We start from the raw sequence: 17,165 nt of genomic DNA on the forward strand, positions 1-17,165 counted from the left end.
CGGCCGCGCGCGGCCGGGATCGTCCCGCGCCAATGGTAAAATGCCGGATTCTCCCTCCCCTCGCTCGACCCGGCCCCAAGGCCCGCCCGATCATGTCCGACACTCGTCCCGATACGCTTTTCGCCCTCACCGCGCTTTCGCCCATCGACGGCCGCTACGCCAGCAAGACCGAAGCGCTGCGCGACTGGCTCTCCGAAGCCGCCTTCATGCGCCACCGCGTCACCGTCGAGGTGCACTGGCTGATCGCGCTGTCGCGCGCCGGCTTCGCGGAAGTCCCGCGCTTCTCCGATGCGTCCGAACAGTTCCTGCTGCAGCTCGCCGAGCGCTTCACCGCGCACGACGCCGCCCGCATCAAGGACATCGAGCGCGTGACGAACCACGACGTGAAGGCCGTCGAATACTGGCTGAAGGAATCGGTGAAGGGCCAGGAAGAACTCGAAAAGGCCAGCGAATTCATCCACTTCGCGTGCACGTCGGAAGACATCAACAACACGTCGCACGGCATGATGCTCGCCGGTGCGCGCGAACACGTGATCCTGCCGGCCCTGCGCACGGTCTACCAGCGCCTCGTCGCACTCGCGCACGCGCACGCCGAGCAGCCGATGCTGTCGCGCACGCACGGCCAGCCGGCCAGCCCGACGACGCTCGGCAAGGAGCTCGCGAACGTCGCGGCCCGCCTCGCCCGTGCGATCACGCGCATCGAGAAGGTCGAGATCCTCGGCAAGATGAACGGCGCGGTCGGCAACTTCAACGCGCATCTGTCGGCGTATCCGGAATTCGACTGGGAAGCGTTCTCGCGCGACGTGATCGAGAACCGCCTGAAGCTCACGTTCAACCCGTACACGATCCAGATCGAGCCGCACGACTACATGGCCGAGCTGTTCGACGCCGTGGCGCGCGCGAACACGATCCTGCTCGACCTCGACCGCGACGTGTGGGGCTACATCTCGGTCGGCTACTTCAAGCAGAAGACGAAAGCCGGTGAAATCGGCTCGTCGACGATGCCGCACAAGGTCAACCCGATCGACTTCGAGAACTCGGAAGGCAACCTCGGCCTCGCGAACGCGACGCTGCGCCACCTCGCCGACAAGCTGCCGGTGTCGCGCTGGCAGCGCGACCTGACCGACTCGACGGTGCTGCGCAACATGGGCGTCGCGCTCGGCTACTCGCTGCTCGCGTACGACTCGCTGATCCGCGGCCTCGACAAGCTCGAAGTGAACCCGCAGCGCCTGAACGAAGACCTCGACAACTGCTGGGAAGTGCTCGCCGAGCCGGTGCAGACGGTGATGCGCCGCTACGGCATCGAGAACCCGTACGAGCAGCTGAAGGAATTGACGCGCGGCAAGGGCATCACGCGCGAAGCGCTGCAGGAATTCGTCGGCACGCTCGCGATCCCGCAAGACGCGAAGGATCTTCTGCTCGCGATGACGCCGGCGTCGTACATCGGCAAGGCCGTCGAACTCGCGAAGCGGATCGCGTAAGCGCCGCCGTCTGCGCACGTAAAAAAGCCCGATGCGAGCAATCGCATCGGGCTTTTTCGTTGCCTGCCGCGGCAGCATCAGAACGAGATCATCCGCCCCGGGTTGAGCGCGCTCATCACGCTCATCGCGGCCTTCGCGGCCGGAATCGCGATCGGCGACAACTGACGGCCGAGCGGAATCGCCCGATGGTCGATGCCGGTCAGCATCGAGAAATCGTCGTTGCGTCCGACGAAATCGTCGCAGATCGCCTTGCCGATCCGCACCGTCTGCGCGACGCCGTGGCCGCTCCAGCCCTGCACCATGTACATCGGCACACGGCCGTCGGTCTTGCGGCTGTCGGTCGCGCCGTTCAGCGTGAAGTCGCTGACGCCGCTCCAGCAGTAGTCGAGCGCGAACCGGCCGTCGTGCTGCGGGAACACCGTGTTCAGCCGCGTCAGCAGGTACGCGTTCACGTCGGGCTGCGCCCAGCAGGTGCCGGTGCCCTGCCCGCCGAACAGCAGGCGGTTGCCGCGTACCGGCCGGTAATAGTCGATCTGGAACTGCGTGTCGTACACCGGCATGCCGGCCGGCATCAGCGTCGCGACGTCGACGTCGAGCGGTGCCGTCACGCTCACGTAGGTAAAGAACGGCACCGTGGTCGCCGCGCCGTCGTCGAGCAGCCGGAACGTCGTGTTGTGCAGCGCGAGCACGACGCCGCGGCGCGCGGTGATCGTGCCGCCCGGTGTCGTCGCGACGACGCCCTCCGGCGTCTCGTCGAGCTCGAGCACCTCGGTGCCCTCGAACAGCGCGCCGCCGTTCAGCCGGAAGCCGTGCACGAGGCCGCGCACCAGCGCGAGCGGATGAATCTGCCCGCCGATCGCGTCGATCGCCGCACCGTGGTACAGCCCCGAGCGCACGTAGTCGTCATGCAGCTGATGGCGGCCGACGAGCGTCACGCCCGCGTCGCCGAGATGACGGCGCGCATCCGCGCCGTCCAGCAGCGCGCTCATGTGGCCCGGGTGGACCGCCGCGGTGATGTGGCCGCGCTTGCGGTCGAGCTCGAGCGCGTAACGTGCGCCGATCGCATCGATCAGGTCCATCGATTCGGCCGACGCGAAGCGCCACAGCCGCTTCGCATCGTCGTGCGACAGGTTCTCGATCATGTCGGCGGCTTCCCAGCGCGCGAGGCCGGGCGTGAGCTGCCCGCCGTTGCGGCCCGACGCGGCCGAGCCGACGTGGTGCTTGTCGACGAGGATCGTGTCGACACCCGCTTCCGCGAGATGCAGCGCGGCCGATGCGCCGAGCAGGCCCGCGCCGATCACGAGCACGTCGCAGACGGCGTCGTGCGCGAGCGGCACGCTGTTTTCATGGCGCGACAAAGACGCCTCGTACCAGTTCGCCGGGTGCTCGCCGTCGTAGCGGGCCGGCTCGCACCAGTTCCAGTTGTCTTTTTCGATGTTCAGTTGCGTTGGTTCGAAACGCGATTCGCCCTGGATCAGGGGTTGATTGTTGAAAGTCATGATTGCACTTGCATGGTCTTGGGCCGCCTGTCGAAGGGCCTCGTTGCGTCGAGGCTTCGCGGGTGGGGCAGCCGGTTCCACATGGGTGTCAACGAGAAAAGGGGCGTGATGGCCCGTGTTGACGGCGGCACGCTCGTGCCGCCTGGATCCCGGACTGTGCGAAAGCACGTATTGAAAGGTGCCGGGACACCCAATTTCTACACCGCAGAAATAATTCTACAGTGTAGAATAAGCTTTCGTCAAGTTTACAGCCGGTGCCGCACCGGCACGCCAGCCCGCATCGATGAAAGACAAACCCGCCCAGGGCCCGCGCGGCCTCGACAAGGATGCGATCGTCGCGGCCGCCCTCGCGCTGCTCGAAGACGTCGGCGAAGCCGCGTTCAGCGTGCGCAAGCTCGCGCAGTCCGTCGGCTGCGACCCGATGAGCGTGCTGTACCACTTCAAGTCGAAGGAAGGCCTGAGCCGCGCGATCGCGAACGCGCTGTCGCGCTCGCTCGTACCGGTTGATCCGTCACTGCCGTGGCGCGAACGGCTGCGCGACCTGGCGCGCCAGTACCGCGCGCTCGCGCTGCGCTACCCGGCTGCGTTCGCGCTGCTGCAGCGGCACATGAGCACCGGGCCGGCCGATCTCGCGCACATCGAGGCCGTGCATCGCGCGCTGGCCGACGCCGGCATCCCGCGCGCGGCGCTGCCGTCGGTGTGTGTCGGCTGGTATGCGAGCGTGATCGGGCTGGCCGCGGCCGAAGCCGGCGGCCTCACGCGCGCCGCGAACGACGTCGAGCTCGCGGAAATGGCAGCGCTGTCCGACGCCGCGCATCCGCTCGTCAAGGCGGCCGCCCCGCTCTATGCGCAGCTCGATCCGGCAGCCGTGCACGACACGATGCTCGACGTGCTGCTCGACGGCATCGCGAAGCAGGCGCCCGAGGCCTGACCGGCCCGCGACGACGAGCCGCCAACGAAAAAAGCGCCCGAAGGCGCCTTTTCCATGACGATTGCCGCGAACCGCGCTCAGTGCTGCTGCGCGATGCCGATCTTCAGCATGACCTGATCGACGATCTGTTCGGGCGTCAGCTCGATGCTGACCTCGATCGCTTCGTCCGGGCCCGGCTCCTCGAGCGTGTCGAGCTGGCTCTTCAGCAGCGACGGATCGAAGAAATGGCCGGTGCGGCTCTTCAGGCGCTCGTGCAACACCTCGAACGAACCCTTCAGATACACGAACCGCACGTCGGTGTCGGTGCCGCGCAGCACGTCGCGGTACGACCGCTTCAGCGACGAGCACGTGAACACGGCCGTCTCACCGGCACGCTGCTTTTCCTCGATGGCCGCGCGGATCGTGCGCAGCCACGGCCAGCGGTCGTCGTCGGTCAGCGGAATGCCGTTGTGCATCTTCTCCTTGTTCGCCGCGCTGTGAAACGCGTCGCCATCGGTATAGCTGCACGACAGGCGTTCCGCCAGCATTTCGCCGATCAGCGACTTGCCGGCGCCCGACACGCCCATTGCGATCAGAATCATTGACTACCCCTTGTTACAGAACCATGCTCAACAGCAGTGTAAAGCCGAGGCCGAGCACCGAGATGATCGTTTCGAGCAACGACCAGGTCTTGAACGTCTGACCGACCGTCATCCCGAAGTATTCCTTGATCAGCCAGAAGCCGCCGTCGTTCACGTGCGAGAAGATCAGCGAGCCCGAGCCGGTGGCGAGCACCAGCAGTTCCGGGCTGACCGCCGCGCCGGACGCCGCCGCGATCGGCGCGACGATGCCGCAGGCCGTCGTCATCGCGACCGTCGCCGAACCCGTCGCGAGACGCATCAGCGCGGCGACGAACCAGCCGAGCAGCAGCGGCGACAGGTGCGCGTGCTTCGCCGTCTCGACGATCTGCTGCGAAATCCCGCTGTCGCGCAGGACGCCGCCGAAGCCGCCGCCCGCGCCGACGATCAGCGTGATGCCCGCGATCGGTGCCAGGCACTCGCCGCAGAACTTCTGGATCTGGTCGCGGTTGAAGCCCTGCAGCTTGCCGAACGTGAAGAAGCTCACGAGCACGGCGATCAGCAGCGCGACGTCCGAGTTGCCGGCAAAGCGCAGCAGGTTGTTCGGCAGCGACTTCGGCGTGAACACCAGGTCGGCCCAGCTGCCGACGAGCATCAGCACGACGGGCAGCAGGATCGTGAACAGCGTGATGCCGAAGCTCGGCAGCTCGCGCTTTTCACCGTTCGCGCGCGAGTCGACGAACTGCGCGGCGAGCGGGTTGTTCTCCGGCAGCTTCACGAACTTCGAGATCGTCAGCGCGAACAGCGGGCCCGCGATGATCGCGGTCGGCACGCCGACGATCAGGCCGAACGCGATCGTCTTGCCGATATCGGCGCCGTATTGCTGAACGGCCAGCAGTGCGGCCGGGTGCGGCGGGATCAGGCCGTGCACGACGGACAGGCCGGCCACCATCGGCAGGCCGACGACGAGCAGCGACTTGCCGGTGCGCTTCGCGACGTTGAACGCGATCGGGATCAGCAGCACGAAGCCGACTTCGAAGAACACCGGCAGGCCGACGATGATCGCGACGAACATCATCGCCCAGTGGATGTTCTTTTCACCGAACCAGTCGATCAGCGTGGTCGCGATCCGTTCGGCGCCGCCCGATTCGGCCATCATCTTGCCGAGCATCGTGCCGAGGCCGACGACGATCGCGATGTGGCCGAGCGTACCGCCGGTGCCCGTCTCGAACGACTTGACGATCTTGTCCATCGGCATGCCGACGGCCAGGCCCAAGCCGAGCGACACGATGATCAGCACCAGGAACGGGTAGATCTTGTAGCGCGCGATCATCAGGATCAGCGCGGCAATCGCGATCAGCGTGAATACGAGCAGCATGCTGCCTTGGACAGCCCCCATGTGGCACTCCTCCTAGAATTGTTCGAACCGGGCGAGCTGTTGCGAGTATGCCCGGCTATGCAGGTCTCCGAAACACGGGGGGTACCCACCCCGTCAGGACGCTGAATTTTACTTATCTTTACGGTCCACGGATAGAACCGGTTCCATCAGCAAAAACCCTCGGTAAAACAAGCACTAAGGCTCGCTTTCCGAGGGTCAAACCGTCATCTCGTACAAGTCTTATCGGGGAAGCTGGCTCGCGGCTTGCGCGAGGCGCGTGACTTCGGCCCAGTCCTGCGCGGCGAGCGCGGCTTTCGGCGTGAGCCACGAGCCGCCGACGCACACGACGTTCGGCAGTTTCAGGAAATTCGGCGCGGTTTCGACGGTGATGCCGCCGGTCGGGCAGAACTTCAGCGCCGGGAACGGGCCATGGAACGCCTGCAGCATCGGCACGCCGCCCGCTTGCTGCGCGGGGAAGAACTTCACGATCTCGTAGCCGAATTCGAGCGCCTGGATGATGTCGCTCGGCGTCATCACGCCCGGCAGCAGCGGCAGGCCCGCGTCGAGCGACGCGAGGTGCAGCTCCTTCGTCAGGCCCGGCGACACGCCGAACTTCGCGCCCGCGCGCTTGGCCTGCTCGCAATGCTCGGGCTTCGTGATCGTGCCGACGCCGACGACGATGTCGTCCGCGAGCTGGCTGGCGCGCTGGATCGCTTCCAGGCCGGCCGGCGTGCGCAGCGTGATCTCGAGCACCTTCACGCCGCCTGCGTGCAATGCACGCGACACGTGTTCGCCCTGCTCGACCGAGTCGAATGCGAGCACCGGGATGACCGGGCCCAGCTTCACGATTTCAGCAATCGTCTTCATTGAATTGGCTCCTTGAAATTCATGCGGCGACGTGGGCGGCCGTTTCGCCGACCAGCGCGCCGAAAACCGATGCGCCCTGCTCGGCCGGCGCGGCGGCCGCGCGGAACACGCCGAACAGTTCACGCCCGAAACCGACCTCGTTCTCGGCCTGGTGCAGCGGCTGCGCGACCGGGCGCGCCTGCCACTCGGCGGCGTCGACCTCGATATCGAGCACGCCGGCTTCCGCGTCGATCACGAGCGTATCGCCCGTCTTCACCTTGCCGAGCGGGCCGGCCAGCAGCGCTTCCGGCGACACGTGGATCACGGCCGGCACCTTGCCCGACGCGCCCGACATGCGGCCGTCGGTGACCAGCGCGACGTGGAAGCCCTGATCCTGCAGCACGCCGAGCAGCGGCGTCAAACGGTGCAGCTCGGGCATCCCGTTCGCGCGCGCGCCCTGGAAGCGCACCACCGCGACGAAATCGCGCTTCAGCTCGCCGCGATCGAACGCTTCCTGCACGGCTTCCTGCGAATCGAACACGATCGCGGGCGCCGTCACCTTGCGGTGCTCGGGCGCGACCGCCGAAATCTTGATCACGCCGCGGCCGAGGCGGCCCTGCATCAGGCGCAGGCCACCGTCCGGCTGGAACGGGTCGCGGATGCCGCGCAGCACCTTCGTGTCGTGGCTCTCGGCCGCGCCGTCGACCCACGTCAGCTTGCCGTCGATCAGCTTCGGCTCCTTCGTGTAGTGCGCGAGACCCTTGCCGGCGACCGTCGTCACGTCCTCGTGCAGCAGCCCGCCTTCGAGCAGGTTGCGGACCAGGAAGGCCACGCCGCCCGCCGCGTGGAAATGGTTCACGTCGGCCTTGCCGTTCGGGTAGATCTTCGCGAGCAGCGGCACGACGGCCGACAGTTCGTCGAAATCGTTCCAGTCGATCAGGATGCCGGCCGCGCGCGCGATCGCGACGAGGTGCAGCGTGTGGTTGGTCGAGCCGCCCGTCGCGAGCAGCGCGACGATCCCGTTGACGATCGCCTTCTCGTCGATCACGTGGCCGATCGGCGTGTAGTGGCCGCGCTCGACGGTCAGGTCGAGTACGCGGCGCGCAGCCTCGGCGGTGAGCGCGGTGCGCAGCGGCGTGTGCGGGTGGACGAATGCCGAGCCCGGCAGGTGCAGCCCCATCAGCTCCATCAGCATCTGGTTGCTGTTCGCGGTGCCGTAGAACGTGCAGGTGCCGTGGCCGTGATACGCGGCGGATTCGGCTTCGAGCAGCGCGTCGCGGCCGACCTGGCCGGTCGCGAACTGCTGGCGGATCTTCGCCTTGTCGTCGTTCGACAGGCCGCTCGTCATCGGGCCGGCCGGCACGAAGATCGTCGGCAGGTGGCCGAACTGCAGCGCGCCGATCAGCAGGCCCGGCACGATCTTGTCGCAGATGCCGAGGCAGAGCGCCGCGTCGAACATGTTGTGCGTGAGCGCGATCGCCGTGCCCATCGCGATCGCCTCGCGCGAGAACAGCGACAGCTCCATCCCCGGGTTGCCCTGCGTGACGCCGTCACACATCGCCGGCACGCCGCCCGCGAACTGCGCGACCCCGCCGTTCTCGCGCGCGGCCGCCTTGATGATCTCGGGGAAATCCTTGTACGGCGCATGCGCGGACAGCATCTCGTTGTACGAGGACACGATGCCGATGTTCGGCTCGCGGATCGCCTTGATCGAGAACTTGTCGTTACCCTCGAGGCCGGCGAAGCCGTGCGCGAGGTTCGCGCACGATAGCGCGCCGCGTGCCGGGAACTTGCCCTGCGCGCCGTCGACGCGCTGCAGATAGGCGGAACGGGTCGATTGGCTGCGGGCGATCACGCGTTCGGTGACCTTCGCCAGAGTGGGGTGCAGCGACGTCATGCTGGGCGCTCCTGTATGCCGGCCGACACCGGCGGTTGGAATCGTGGGGACGGTCGAATGCGTCGACAGAACGAAGCCAGTCTAGTAGAAAAACTACAAGCATGCAATGCGGATTCGTCGACCCGCAACCCCCATTCCCGCTACCAGCAAGGCGATACTTAGTGAAAACCCTAATCCACCTCACTGAAAGCACCGCACCCGCGCTAGTATTTTCTTGTAGATTTTCTACAATTCGATTGCGATACACTCGCTCATCCGAACCCGATTTCTGCCTGCCGTCCCATGCTGCCCCGCATTGAAGCGATCCGCGCCGAGTTGCGCCCGTCCGAGCGCAAGCTCGCCGACTACATCCTCGCCGCGCCGCGCGAGGTGCTCGACCTCGCGATGACCGAGCTGTCGACGCGCGCGGGCGTCAGCCAGCCGACGATCGCCCGTTTCTGCCAGGCGCTCGGCTGCAGCGGCTTTCGCGAATTCAAGATCCGGCTCGCGCAGAGCGTCGCGCCGGGCGTGTCGTCGGTCTATCGCGACGTCGAGCCCGACGAACCAGCGCCCGGCATCATCGGCAAGGTGTTCGACCGCACGATCGGTGCACTGATCGAGGTGCGCAACAGCCTGTCCGCCGGCAGCGTCGCCGAGGCGATCGGGCTGCTGTCGAACGCGTCGCGGATCGAGTTCTACGGCGCCGGCGGCTCGGGTATCGCCGCGCAGGACATCCAGCACAAGTTCTTCCGGCTCGGCGTGCCGAGCGTCGCGTATTCGGATCCGCACACGTTCTCGATGTCGTCGGCGCTGCTCGGCCCGCACGACGTCGTCGTCGCGATCTCGAACACCGGCCGCACGCGCGACATCGTCGACGCCGCGCGCTCCGCGCTCGCATGCGGCGCGAAGGTCGTCGCGATCACACAGAGCCATTCGCCGCTCGCGAAGCTCGCGACGGTGAGTCTCGCGTCGAACGTCGCGGAGGAAACGGACGTGTTCTCGCCGATGACGTCGCGGATGTCGCATCTCGCGATCGGCGACATCCTCGCAGTCGGCGTCGCGCTGTCGCGCGGCCCCGCACTGATGGAGCGGGTCGGCCGTGCGAAGGAGGCGATCACGCGCCGCCGGATCGACGACGGCACGAAGGATTGAGCAGACGCTGCGCCGACCGCGCGCAGAAACCGTAAACGACAAACGGCGCCCCGCAGGGCGCCGTTTGCCTATCAGGCCGCGCCGGCAACTGCGCCGGCGATGCCGCTCAGAACGGCTTGATCACGACCAGCGCGACCGCCGCGAGCATGCCGAGCACCGGCAGCTCGTTGAACACGCGATACCACTTGTCGGTGCGGCGGTTCTCGCCGCGCTCGAACACCCGCAGCAGATACCCGCAATACGCGTGATAGACGATCAGCAGCAGCACGACCGTCACCTTCGCGTGAATCCAGCCCTGCCCCTGCCCGATGCCGATCGACAGCCAGAGCCACAGCCCGCAGGCCAGCGCCGGCACCGCGATCATCGTCATGAAGCGGAACAGCTTGCGCGCCATCAGCAGCAGGCGTCGCACGGCGGCCGGATCGGTTTCCATGGCCAGGTTCACGTAGATGCGCGGCAGGTAGAACAACCCTGCAAACCACGCGGCGATCAGAACGATATGGAACGTCTTGACCCAGAGCATCGCCATCGATTGTGCGCCTCGCTGTTTATTGGCGGCCTTCGCCGTGTCCGAGCACGACGTACTTCAGCGACGTCAGCCCTTCCAGACCGACGGGGCCGCGTGCGTGCAGCTTGTCGTTCGAAATGCCGATTTCCGCGCCGAGGCCGAATTCGAAGCCGTCCGCGAAGCGCGTCGATGCGTTGACCATCACGCTCGCCGAGTCGACCTCGCGCAGGAACCGCATCGCGCGGTCGTGATCCTCGGTGACGATCGCGTCCGTGTGGTGCGAGCCGTAGTGATTGATGTGCTCGATCGCGGCGTCGAGGCCGTCGACGACCTTGATCGCGAGCACCGGCGCGAGATACTCGGTGTGCCAGTCTTCCTCGGTGGCATCGACGAGCGGGCCGACGCCCGCATCGGCGAGCACCGCGCGTGCGGCCGCGTCGACGCGCAGTTCGACCTGCTTGTCGCGATACAGCTTGCCGAGCGGCGGCAGCAGCGTCGCCGCGACGCCGCTCGCGACGAGCAGCGTCTCCATCGTGTTGCAGGTGCCGTAGCGGTGCGTCTTCGCGTTGTCGCAGACGGTCAGCGCCTTGGCGAGATCGGCGCGATCGTCGACGTACACGTGGCAGATGCCGTCGAGGTGCTTGATCATCGGCACGCGCGCCTCGTTGATCAGGCGCTCGATCAGGCTCTTGCCGCCGCGCGGCACGATCACGTCGACGTACTCGGTCATCGTGATCAGCTTGCCGACCGCCGCCCGATCGGCCGTCGCGACGACCTGCACCGCGTCCTGCGGCAGGCCGGCTGCCTCGAGCCCTTCGCCGATCAGCTTCGCGAGCGCCGCGTTCGATTCGAGCGCTTCGGAGCCGCCGCGCAGGATCGTCGCGTTGCCCGACTTCAGGCACAGCGCCGCCGCGTCGATCGTCACGTTCGGGCGCGATTCGTAGATGATGCCGATCACGCCGAGCGGCACACGCATCTGGCCGACCTGGATGCCGCTCGGGCGGTACTTGAGGTTGCTGATCTCGCCGATCGGATCGGCCAGCGACGCCACCTGGCGCAAGCCTTCGACCATCGTCTTCAGCGCCTTGTCCGACAGCGTCAGGCGATCGACGAACGCCGCATCGAGACCCTTTTCACGGGCACGGGCGACATCGCGCGCATTCGCGTCCTTCAGCACCTGTGCGTCGCGTTCGATCGCGCGCGCCACGGCGTCGAGCGCCGCGTTCTTCGCGGCCGTGCTGGCGCGCGCCATCGCGCGGGAAGCGTGCCGGGCGCGACGGCCCAGGTCGGTCATGTACTGATCGATATCCATCGTGTGACTCGAGAAGCGCGCCGCGCGGGGCGGCATGAATTCGTGGGGAAGCGTGAGCGGCGGCGGCCGGAAGGCCGCGCCAGCCATCGAAACATTGTAAGCGGGTTGCGCAGCGCGCGCTGAAGGCCCGAACGGGACTTAGCGTCGCACGCGCCCCGCGGTCGGCGGTCGCTCGCCGCGGGCACCGGCCACCGTCATCGCGAGCTGGAACAGCCCGTCCCACGGATCGGGCGGCGGTTCGTCCTGCGTACGGCGGCCCGGCGTGACGGCCGTGAGCCCCTTGACCTGACGGTCGAGCTTCGCGGCAAACGCGAGCGCCTTCTCGAGCACGGCTTCGGACACGCGATTCAGCGCGGGACCGATCAGCCGCTCGCGCGGCCCCCACACGCGGTTCTCGCGCAGCAGCGTTGCCAGCGGCTTGCCGGCCGTCGTGCCGCGCTTGATCCGCAGCAGCGTGCGCAATTCCTCGACGACGGCCCACATCACGAGCACGATCGCCTCGCCCTCGCCCTTCAACCCGTCGATCATCCGCGCGAGCCGCGCGGCGTCGCCGGCGAGCATGGCTTCGTTCAGCTTGAAGACGTCGTAGCGCGCGACGTTCAGCACCGCGTCGTGCACCTGCTCGAACGACAGCGCGCCCTGCGGATACAGCAGCCCGAGCTTCTGGATTTCCTGGTGTGCGGCGAGCAGGTTGCCTTCGACGCGCTCGGCGATGAACTGCAGCGCGCGCCGCCCGTCCTCGCCGGGCGCGGCGCGCTGGCCCTGCAGCGCGAGGCGCTGGCCGATCCAGTTCGGCAGCTGCGCGCGGTCGACCGGATCGATCTTCAGCGCGACGCCGCCGTTCTGCAGCGCGGTGAACCACGCGGATTTCTGCGTGGCCGCGTCGAGACGCGGCAGCGTGACGAGCATCAGCGCGTCGGGGTTCGGCGTGGCCGCGAGCGTCTTCAGCGCATCGGCGCCTTCCTTGCCGGGCTTGCCCGACGGAATGCGCAGCTCGATCAGCTGGCGCTCGCCGAACAGCGACATCGCCTGGGTCGCGCCGAGCAGCACGCTCCAGTCGAAGCCGCGCTCGACCGTATGCACCGAGCGCTCGGTGAAGCCGGCCGCGCGCGCGGCCGCACGAATGCGGTCGCACGCTTCCTGCGCGAGCAGCGGCTCGTCGCCGTAGACGGTATAGAGCCCGGCCAACCCCTTCGCGAGGTGCGGCTCCAGCGCATCAAGTCGCAGTTGCATCGATACGTGCGCCGTCGATCAGAGCGGCGGCGGCGGCAGCGGCGCGCGCGGTGCGACGCCCGGCACCACGTCTTCCGGCGCCGGCGTCAGCGAATGGACGATCGCGAGACGCCGCATCAGCTGGTCGACCGCATCGCTCTGCATGTCGGCGTACAGGAGGTCCGCTTCCTGCGCCTTCGCGTTCGTGTACTGATCGCTGTACGTCATCGCGCGGTTCAGCGCGATCGCGCTCGGCGGGATCAGCACGGTGCCGTCCTTGCTCGTCAACTGATAACGCAACGTATAGAAGAGCGCGTATTCCTGCGCCGAACCGTACTTGTTGAGCGTCAGCGTGTTCTGGCCACGCGATTCCCACATGGTCAGCACGGCGTCGGCGTCGTCCGCCGACTTGACGATCTTCGTGTCGCTGCCGGCCTCGACGAGGCGCACGAGGCGCGCCTCGACCGGCGCCGGCGCGCCGGCGATCAGCAGGTGCTTGAACGCGTAGTCCTGCTGGCCGCGCAACTGGAAGCCGCATGCCGACAGCGCAACCGCGCTGCCGACAGCGAGCATCAAAAACGATCTGCGGATCACCTTCGCTCCTTCTGGGTACGTCCGATGGCCAGCGGCCGTCAGACGACGATGTTCACGAGGCGGCCCGGCACGACGACGATCTTCTTCGCCGGCTTGCCGTCGCTGAACTTCGCGAACGCGTCGTCGGCCACTGCCGCGGCTTCGATCGCCTCGCGGCTCGCGTCCTTCGCCACCTTCAGCGCGCCGCGCACCTTGCCGTTCACCTGCAGCACGAGTTCGATCTCGGCCTGCTCGAGCGCGGCCTCGTCGACCTTCGGCCACGGTGCGTCGAGCAGCGGGCCGAATTCGTCCGCGTAGCCGAGCGCCTTCCACAGCTCGAACGTGACGTGCGGCACGACCGGGTACAGCACGCGCAGCAGCACGCCGTACGTTTCACGCAGCACGCCGGGCGTCGCGCCCTTCGCGCCGTCGATCGCGTTCAGCATCTTCATCGCGGCCGACACGACCGTGTTGTACTGCAGGCGCTGGTAGTCGAAATCGGCCTGCTTCAGCACGCTGTAGATCTCGCGGCGCAGCGCCTTGTCGGCTTCGCCGAGCGCGGCCGCATCGAAGCCCGCGCGCGCGGCGAGCGCTTCGCGGTTCGTCGCGCCGAAGCTCCATACGCGGCGCAGGAAGCGGCTCGCGCCCTCGACGCCCGCACCCGACCACTCGAGCTGCTGCTCGGGCGGCGCGGCGAACATCGTGAACAGGCGCGCGGTATCCGCGCCGTACTGGTCGATCAACAGCTGCGGATCGACACCGTTGTTCTTCGACTTCGACATCTTCTCGATGCCGCCGAGCACGACCGGCTGGCCGTCCGCGTTCAGCGTCGCGCCGACCGGGCGGCCCTTGTCGTCGTGCGTGACCGTCACGTCGAGCGGGTTGTACCAGGTCTTCTTGCCCGATGCGTCCTCGCGGTAGTACGTCTCGTTCAGCACCATGCCCTGCGTGAGCAGGTTCTTCGCCGGCTCGCCGAACTTCACGAGGCCGAGGTCGCGCATCACCTTGGTCCAGAAGCGCGAATACAGCAGGTGCAGGATCGCGTGCTCGATGCCGCCGATGTACTGGTCCATCGGCATCCAGTAGTCGGTGCGCGCGTCGACCATCGTGTCGGCGTCCGGCGCCGTGTAGCGCGAGAAGTACCACGACGAATCGACGAAGGTGTCCATCGTGTCGGTTTCGCGCTTGGCCGCCGCGCCGCACTTCGGGCACGTGCAGTTCAGGAACGCTTCCGACTTCGCGAGCGGGTTGCCCGAGCCGTCCGGCACGAGGTCTTCCGGCAGCACGACGGGCAGATCCTGCTCGGGCACCGGCACGTCGCCGCACGACGGGCAGTGGATGATCGGGATCGGCGTGCCCCAGTAGCGCTGGCGCGACACGCCCCAGTCGCGCAGGCGCCACGTGACCTGCTTGTCGCCGAAGCCGCCGGCGTTCAGGTCGGCCGCGACCGCGTCCACGGCTTCCGCGTAATGCAGGCCGTCATACTTGCCGCTGTTCACGCAGACCGCGATTTCCTTGTCGCCGTACCACTCCTGCCAGGCGTCGAGCGAGTACTGCTGGCCTTCGGCCGAGATCACCTGCTTGATCGGCAGGCCGTATTTCTTCGCGAACGCGAAATCGCGCTCGTCGTGGCCCGGCACGCCCATCACCGCGCCTTCGCCATAGCTCATCAGCACGTAGTTGCCGATCCACACCTCGACCGGCTCGCCGGTCAGCGGGTGCGTGACCGAGAAGCCCGTCGCGACGCCCTTCTTTTCCATCGTCGCGACGTCGGCCTCGGCGACGCCGCCGCGCTTGCATTCGTCGATGAACGCGAGCAGCTCGGGCTTGTCCTGCGCGAGGCGCGTGGCGAGCGGATGCTCGGCCGCGATCGCGCAGAACGTGACGCCCATGATCGTGTCGGCACGCGTCGTGAACACGCGCAGCAGCTTCTTCTCGCCGTCGAGTTCGTACGGGAAGCCGAAGTTCACGCCGAAGCTCTTGCCGATCCAGTTCTGCTGCATGATCTTCACGCGCTCGGGCCAGCCGAGGCCGTCGAGGTCGTTCAGCAGCTCATCCGCGTACTGCGTGATGCGCAGGTAGTACATCGGGATCTCGCGCTTCTCGACGAGCGCGCCCGACCGCCAGCCGCGACCGTCGATCACCTGCTCGTTCGCGAGCACGGTCTGGTCGACCGGGTCCCAGTTCACGGTGCCCGTCTTCTTGTACGCGATGCCCTTCTCGAGCATCTTCAGGAACAGCCACTGGTTCCACTTGTAGTAGTCGGGCTTGCACGTCGCGATTTCGCGCGACCAGTCGATCGCGAGGCCCATCGACTGCATCTGGCCCTTCATGTAGTCGATGTTGTCGTAGGTCCACTTCGCGGGCGGCACGCCGTTCGCCATCGCGGCGTTCTCGGCCGGCATCCCGAACGCGTCCCAGCCCATCGGCATCAGCGTGTTGTAGCCGTTCATCCGCAGATAGCGGTACATCACGTCGTTGATCGTGTAGTTGCGCACGTGACCCATGTGCAGCTTGCCGGACGGGTACGGCAGCATCGACACGCAGTAGAACTTCGGCTTCTGCGAATCTTCCTTCGTCTTGTAGGCATCGGCTGCGCGCCAGTCGCCCTGGGCGGCGGCTTCGACGTCGGCGGGTACGTATCTCTCGTGCATGGTGTGGTTCGGACTAGGCTTTAAGCGACGCGACGGCGCGCGCGCAGGAGTGGATCGAAAATCGTGCTTGCCCGGCGGACCTGCAGGTTCGCTGTTGCCGGACCTGTTCGCGGTTGCCGGGCATTTTCCGGGTAACCCGCAGCATGCCCGGGTAGCCTGGAAAATTCCGGGTTACCTGAAAAAAGCCTGCCAACCGGGAAAAACGTTGATTATACCGTCCGCGCCGGCCCATTCGACCGGTCTTGCGGCGCGCGGCCCGATCCCGTGGCCGGGACAGGCCCGCCGGCTCCGCTCAGCGGTTGGCCGGCACGGCGGGCGCCGCCGCGGAACCGCCCGCCTGCGGCGGCACGTCGGTCACGAAACCGATCCGCGTGAGGCCGGCGGCCTGCGCCGCGCCCATCACCTGCGCGATCACGTCGTAGCGGGTCGCACGCGACGCGCGCAGCCGCAACTCGGGCGGCGCGCCGCCCACGGCGGCGGCCCGGAAGCGCGCGGGCAGCGCATCGAGCGCGACCGGCGCGTCGTCCCAGTACAGCTTGCCCGCGTCGTCGATCGACAAGGTGACGGATTGCGGCGTGTCGCGCGCGACGCTGGCCGCGACTTTCGGCAAGTCGAGCCGGATCGCGTGCGTCATCAGCGGCGCGGTGATGATGAAGATGACGAGCAGCACCAGCATCACGTCGATCAGCGGGGTCATGTTGATCTCCGCCATCGGCGCTGACGTCTTGTGGTGCTCGAGTCCGCCGAATGCCATGGTCGCTCCTCCGGAATGGGCGCGTCAGGCTTCCTGCGCGCACACGAACACGTGCAGGTCGCGCGCGAAGCCGTCGAGTTCCTCGGCGAGCTGGCGCACGAGCCGCCCGAGGATGTTGTAGGCCAGCACCGCGGGAATCGCGACGACAAGCCCGAACGCGGTCATGATCAGCGCCTCGCCGACCGGCCCCGCGACGTTCTCGATCTGCGCCTGCCCGCTCGCGGCGATGCTGCCGAGCGCGTGGTAGATGCCCCACACGGTGCCGAGCAGCCCGACGAACGGTGCGGTGCTGCCGATCGACGCGAGCAGCACCTGGCCGAATTCGAGGCGCCGCTGCGAGCGCAGCATCGCGTGCCGCAACGCGCGCAGCACGCGCTCGCTGCGCTCGACGCGCGCGGCCAGGGCCGCCGGGTCGTGGTCGTCGGCCGCATC

General features: G+C 67.4%; 15 protein-coding genes. 3 read left to right on the forward strand and 12 right to left on the reverse strand.

The window, feature by feature from the left end:
* The first annotated feature begins 92 nt into the window (after nucleotides 1-92).
* Nucleotides 93-1,481 carry an adenylosuccinate lyase gene (gene purB, locus G3N98_RS32545; RefSeq protein WP_043191242.1) on the forward strand — a complete coding sequence of 463 codons (1,389 nt, stop codon included), beginning with the start codon at nucleotides 93-95 and terminating at the stop codon, nucleotides 1,479-1,481.
* A gap of 77 nt (nucleotides 1,482-1,558) precedes the next feature.
* Here purB and G3N98_RS32550 read toward each other — a convergent pair whose 3' ends face one another.
* Entirely contained in the window at nucleotides 1,559-2,980 is a 1,422-nt protein-coding gene (locus tag G3N98_RS32550; protein WP_206150489.1) for an FAD-dependent oxidoreductase, read from the reverse strand.
* Between the two features lie 283 nt (nucleotides 2,981-3,263).
* Here G3N98_RS32550 and G3N98_RS32555 point away from each other — a divergent pair, with 283 nt between their 5' ends.
* Nucleotides 3,264-3,911 carry a TetR/AcrR family transcriptional regulator C-terminal domain-containing protein gene (locus G3N98_RS32555; protein ID WP_206150490.1) on the forward strand — a complete coding sequence of 216 codons (648 nt, stop codon included), beginning with the start codon at nucleotides 3,264-3,266 and terminating at the stop codon, nucleotides 3,909-3,911.
* A 77-nt stretch (nucleotides 3,912-3,988) separates the two neighbouring features.
* On the opposite strand, the gene G3N98_RS32560 is transcribed toward G3N98_RS32555, so the two are convergent.
* From G3N98_RS32560 to edd, 4 genes are all read right to left on the reverse strand, one after another.
* Nucleotides 3,989-4,492 (reverse strand): gluconokinase, encoded by a 504-nt coding sequence (locus G3N98_RS32560; RefSeq protein ID WP_047851621.1) that lies wholly within the window; start codon nucleotides 4,490-4,492, stop codon nucleotides 3,989-3,991.
* Between the two features lie 13 nt (nucleotides 4,493-4,505).
* Nucleotides 4,506-5,867 (reverse strand): GntP family permease, encoded by a 1,362-nt coding sequence (locus G3N98_RS32565; RefSeq protein WP_089424488.1) that lies wholly within the window; start codon nucleotides 5,865-5,867, stop codon nucleotides 4,506-4,508.
* Between the two features lie 219 nt (nucleotides 5,868-6,086).
* Nucleotides 6,087-6,713: a bifunctional 4-hydroxy-2-oxoglutarate aldolase/2-dehydro-3-deoxy-phosphogluconate aldolase gene (gene eda, locus G3N98_RS32570; RefSeq protein ID WP_011350938.1), complete on the reverse strand. Its 627-nt coding sequence runs from the start codon at nucleotides 6,711-6,713 to the stop codon at nucleotides 6,087-6,089.
* A gap of 19 nt (nucleotides 6,714-6,732) precedes the next feature.
* Nucleotides 6,733-8,589: a phosphogluconate dehydratase gene (edd, locus tag G3N98_RS32575; RefSeq protein WP_206150491.1), complete on the reverse strand. Its 1,857-nt coding sequence runs from the start codon at nucleotides 8,587-8,589 to the stop codon at nucleotides 6,733-6,735.
* Between the two features lie 282 nt (nucleotides 8,590-8,871).
* On the opposite strand from edd, the gene G3N98_RS32580 reads away from it, so the two are divergent.
* Nucleotides 8,872-9,720, forward strand: a complete 849-nt coding sequence (locus tag G3N98_RS32580; RefSeq protein WP_089424485.1) for a MurR/RpiR family transcriptional regulator — start codon at nucleotides 8,872-8,874, stop codon at nucleotides 9,718-9,720.
* Nucleotides 9,721-9,826: 106 nt separating this feature from the next.
* Here G3N98_RS32580 and G3N98_RS32585 read toward each other — a convergent pair whose 3' ends face one another.
* The 7 genes from G3N98_RS32585 to G3N98_RS32615 form a co-directional block, all read right to left on the reverse strand.
* Complete coding sequence (locus tag G3N98_RS32585) at nucleotides 9,827-10,249, reverse strand: CopD family protein (RefSeq protein WP_089424484.1); 423 nt, start codon at nucleotides 10,247-10,249, stop codon at nucleotides 9,827-9,829.
* A 19-nt stretch (nucleotides 10,250-10,268) separates the two neighbouring features.
* Nucleotides 10,269-11,540, reverse strand: coding sequence for a glutamate-5-semialdehyde dehydrogenase (locus G3N98_RS32590; RefSeq protein ID WP_089472143.1), 1,272 nt, complete (start codon nucleotides 11,538-11,540; stop codon nucleotides 10,269-10,271).
* A gap of 138 nt (nucleotides 11,541-11,678) precedes the next feature.
* Entirely contained in the window at nucleotides 11,679-12,773 is a 1,095-nt protein-coding gene (gene holA / locus G3N98_RS32595; protein WP_089472142.1) for a DNA polymerase III subunit delta, read from the reverse strand.
* A gap of 18 nt (nucleotides 12,774-12,791) precedes the next feature.
* Complete coding sequence (gene lptE / locus G3N98_RS32600) at nucleotides 12,792-13,346, reverse strand: LPS assembly lipoprotein LptE (RefSeq protein WP_069247123.1); 555 nt, start codon at nucleotides 13,344-13,346, stop codon at nucleotides 12,792-12,794.
* Between the two features lie 38 nt (nucleotides 13,347-13,384).
* Nucleotides 13,385-15,979, reverse strand: a complete 2,595-nt coding sequence (gene leuS / locus G3N98_RS32605) for a leucine--tRNA ligase (protein WP_175238203.1) — start codon at nucleotides 15,977-15,979, stop codon at nucleotides 13,385-13,387.
* 292 nt (nucleotides 15,980-16,271) lie between these two features.
* Nucleotides 16,272-16,733, reverse strand: a complete 462-nt coding sequence (locus G3N98_RS32610) for a biopolymer transporter ExbD (protein WP_206150492.1) — start codon at nucleotides 16,731-16,733, stop codon at nucleotides 16,272-16,274.
* A 24-nt stretch (nucleotides 16,734-16,757) separates the two neighbouring features.
* A partial coding sequence (locus G3N98_RS32615; RefSeq protein ID WP_206150493.1) for a MotA/TolQ/ExbB proton channel family protein occupies nucleotides 16,758-17,165 on the reverse strand: 408 nt, incomplete at its 5' end.

The organism is Burkholderia sp. Tr-20390, assembly GCF_017104595.1.
Taxonomy (GTDB): domain Bacteria; phylum Pseudomonadota; class Gammaproteobacteria; order Burkholderiales; family Burkholderiaceae; genus Burkholderia.

Bases quoted from the DNA above. Each gene is read 5' to 3' on its own strand.
- purB (WP_043191242.1), top strand. From the start codon at position 93: ATGTCCGACACTCGTCCCGATACGCTTTTCGCCCTCACCGCGCTTTCG.
- G3N98_RS32550 (WP_206150489.1), bottom strand. From the start codon at position 2,980: ATGACTTTCAACAATCAACCCCTGATCCAGGGCGAATCGCGTTTCGAA.
- G3N98_RS32555 (WP_206150490.1), top strand. From the start codon at position 3,264: ATGAAAGACAAACCCGCCCAGGGCCCGCGCGGCCTCGACAAGGATGCG.
- G3N98_RS32560 (WP_047851621.1), bottom strand. From the start codon at position 4,492: ATGATTCTGATCGCAATGGGCGTGTCGGGCGCCGGCAAGTCGCTGATC.
- G3N98_RS32565 (WP_089424488.1), bottom strand. From the start codon at position 5,867: ATGGGGGCTGTCCAAGGCAGCATGCTGCTCGTATTCACGCTGATCGCG.
- eda (WP_011350938.1), bottom strand. From the start codon at position 6,713: ATGAAGACGATTGCTGAAATCGTGAAGCTGGGCCCGGTCATCCCGGTG.
- edd (WP_206150491.1), bottom strand. From the start codon at position 8,589: ATGACGTCGCTGCACCCCACTCTGGCGAAGGTCACCGAACGCGTGATC.
- G3N98_RS32580 (WP_089424485.1), top strand. From the start codon at position 8,872: ATGCTGCCCCGCATTGAAGCGATCCGCGCCGAGTTGCGCCCGTCCGAG.
- G3N98_RS32585 (WP_089424484.1), bottom strand. From the start codon at position 10,249: ATGGCGATGCTCTGGGTCAAGACGTTCCATATCGTTCTGATCGCCGCG.
- G3N98_RS32590 (WP_089472143.1), bottom strand. From the start codon at position 11,540: ATGGATATCGATCAGTACATGACCGACCTGGGCCGTCGCGCCCGGCAC.
- holA (WP_089472142.1), bottom strand. From the start codon at position 12,773: ATGCAACTGCGACTTGATGCGCTGGAGCCGCACCTCGCGAAGGGGTTG.
- leuS (WP_175238203.1), bottom strand. From the start codon at position 15,979: ATGCACGAGAGATACGTACCCGCCGACGTCGAAGCCGCCGCCCAGGGC.
- G3N98_RS32610 (WP_206150492.1), bottom strand. From the start codon at position 16,733: ATGGCATTCGGCGGACTCGAGCACCACAAGACGTCAGCGCCGATGGCG.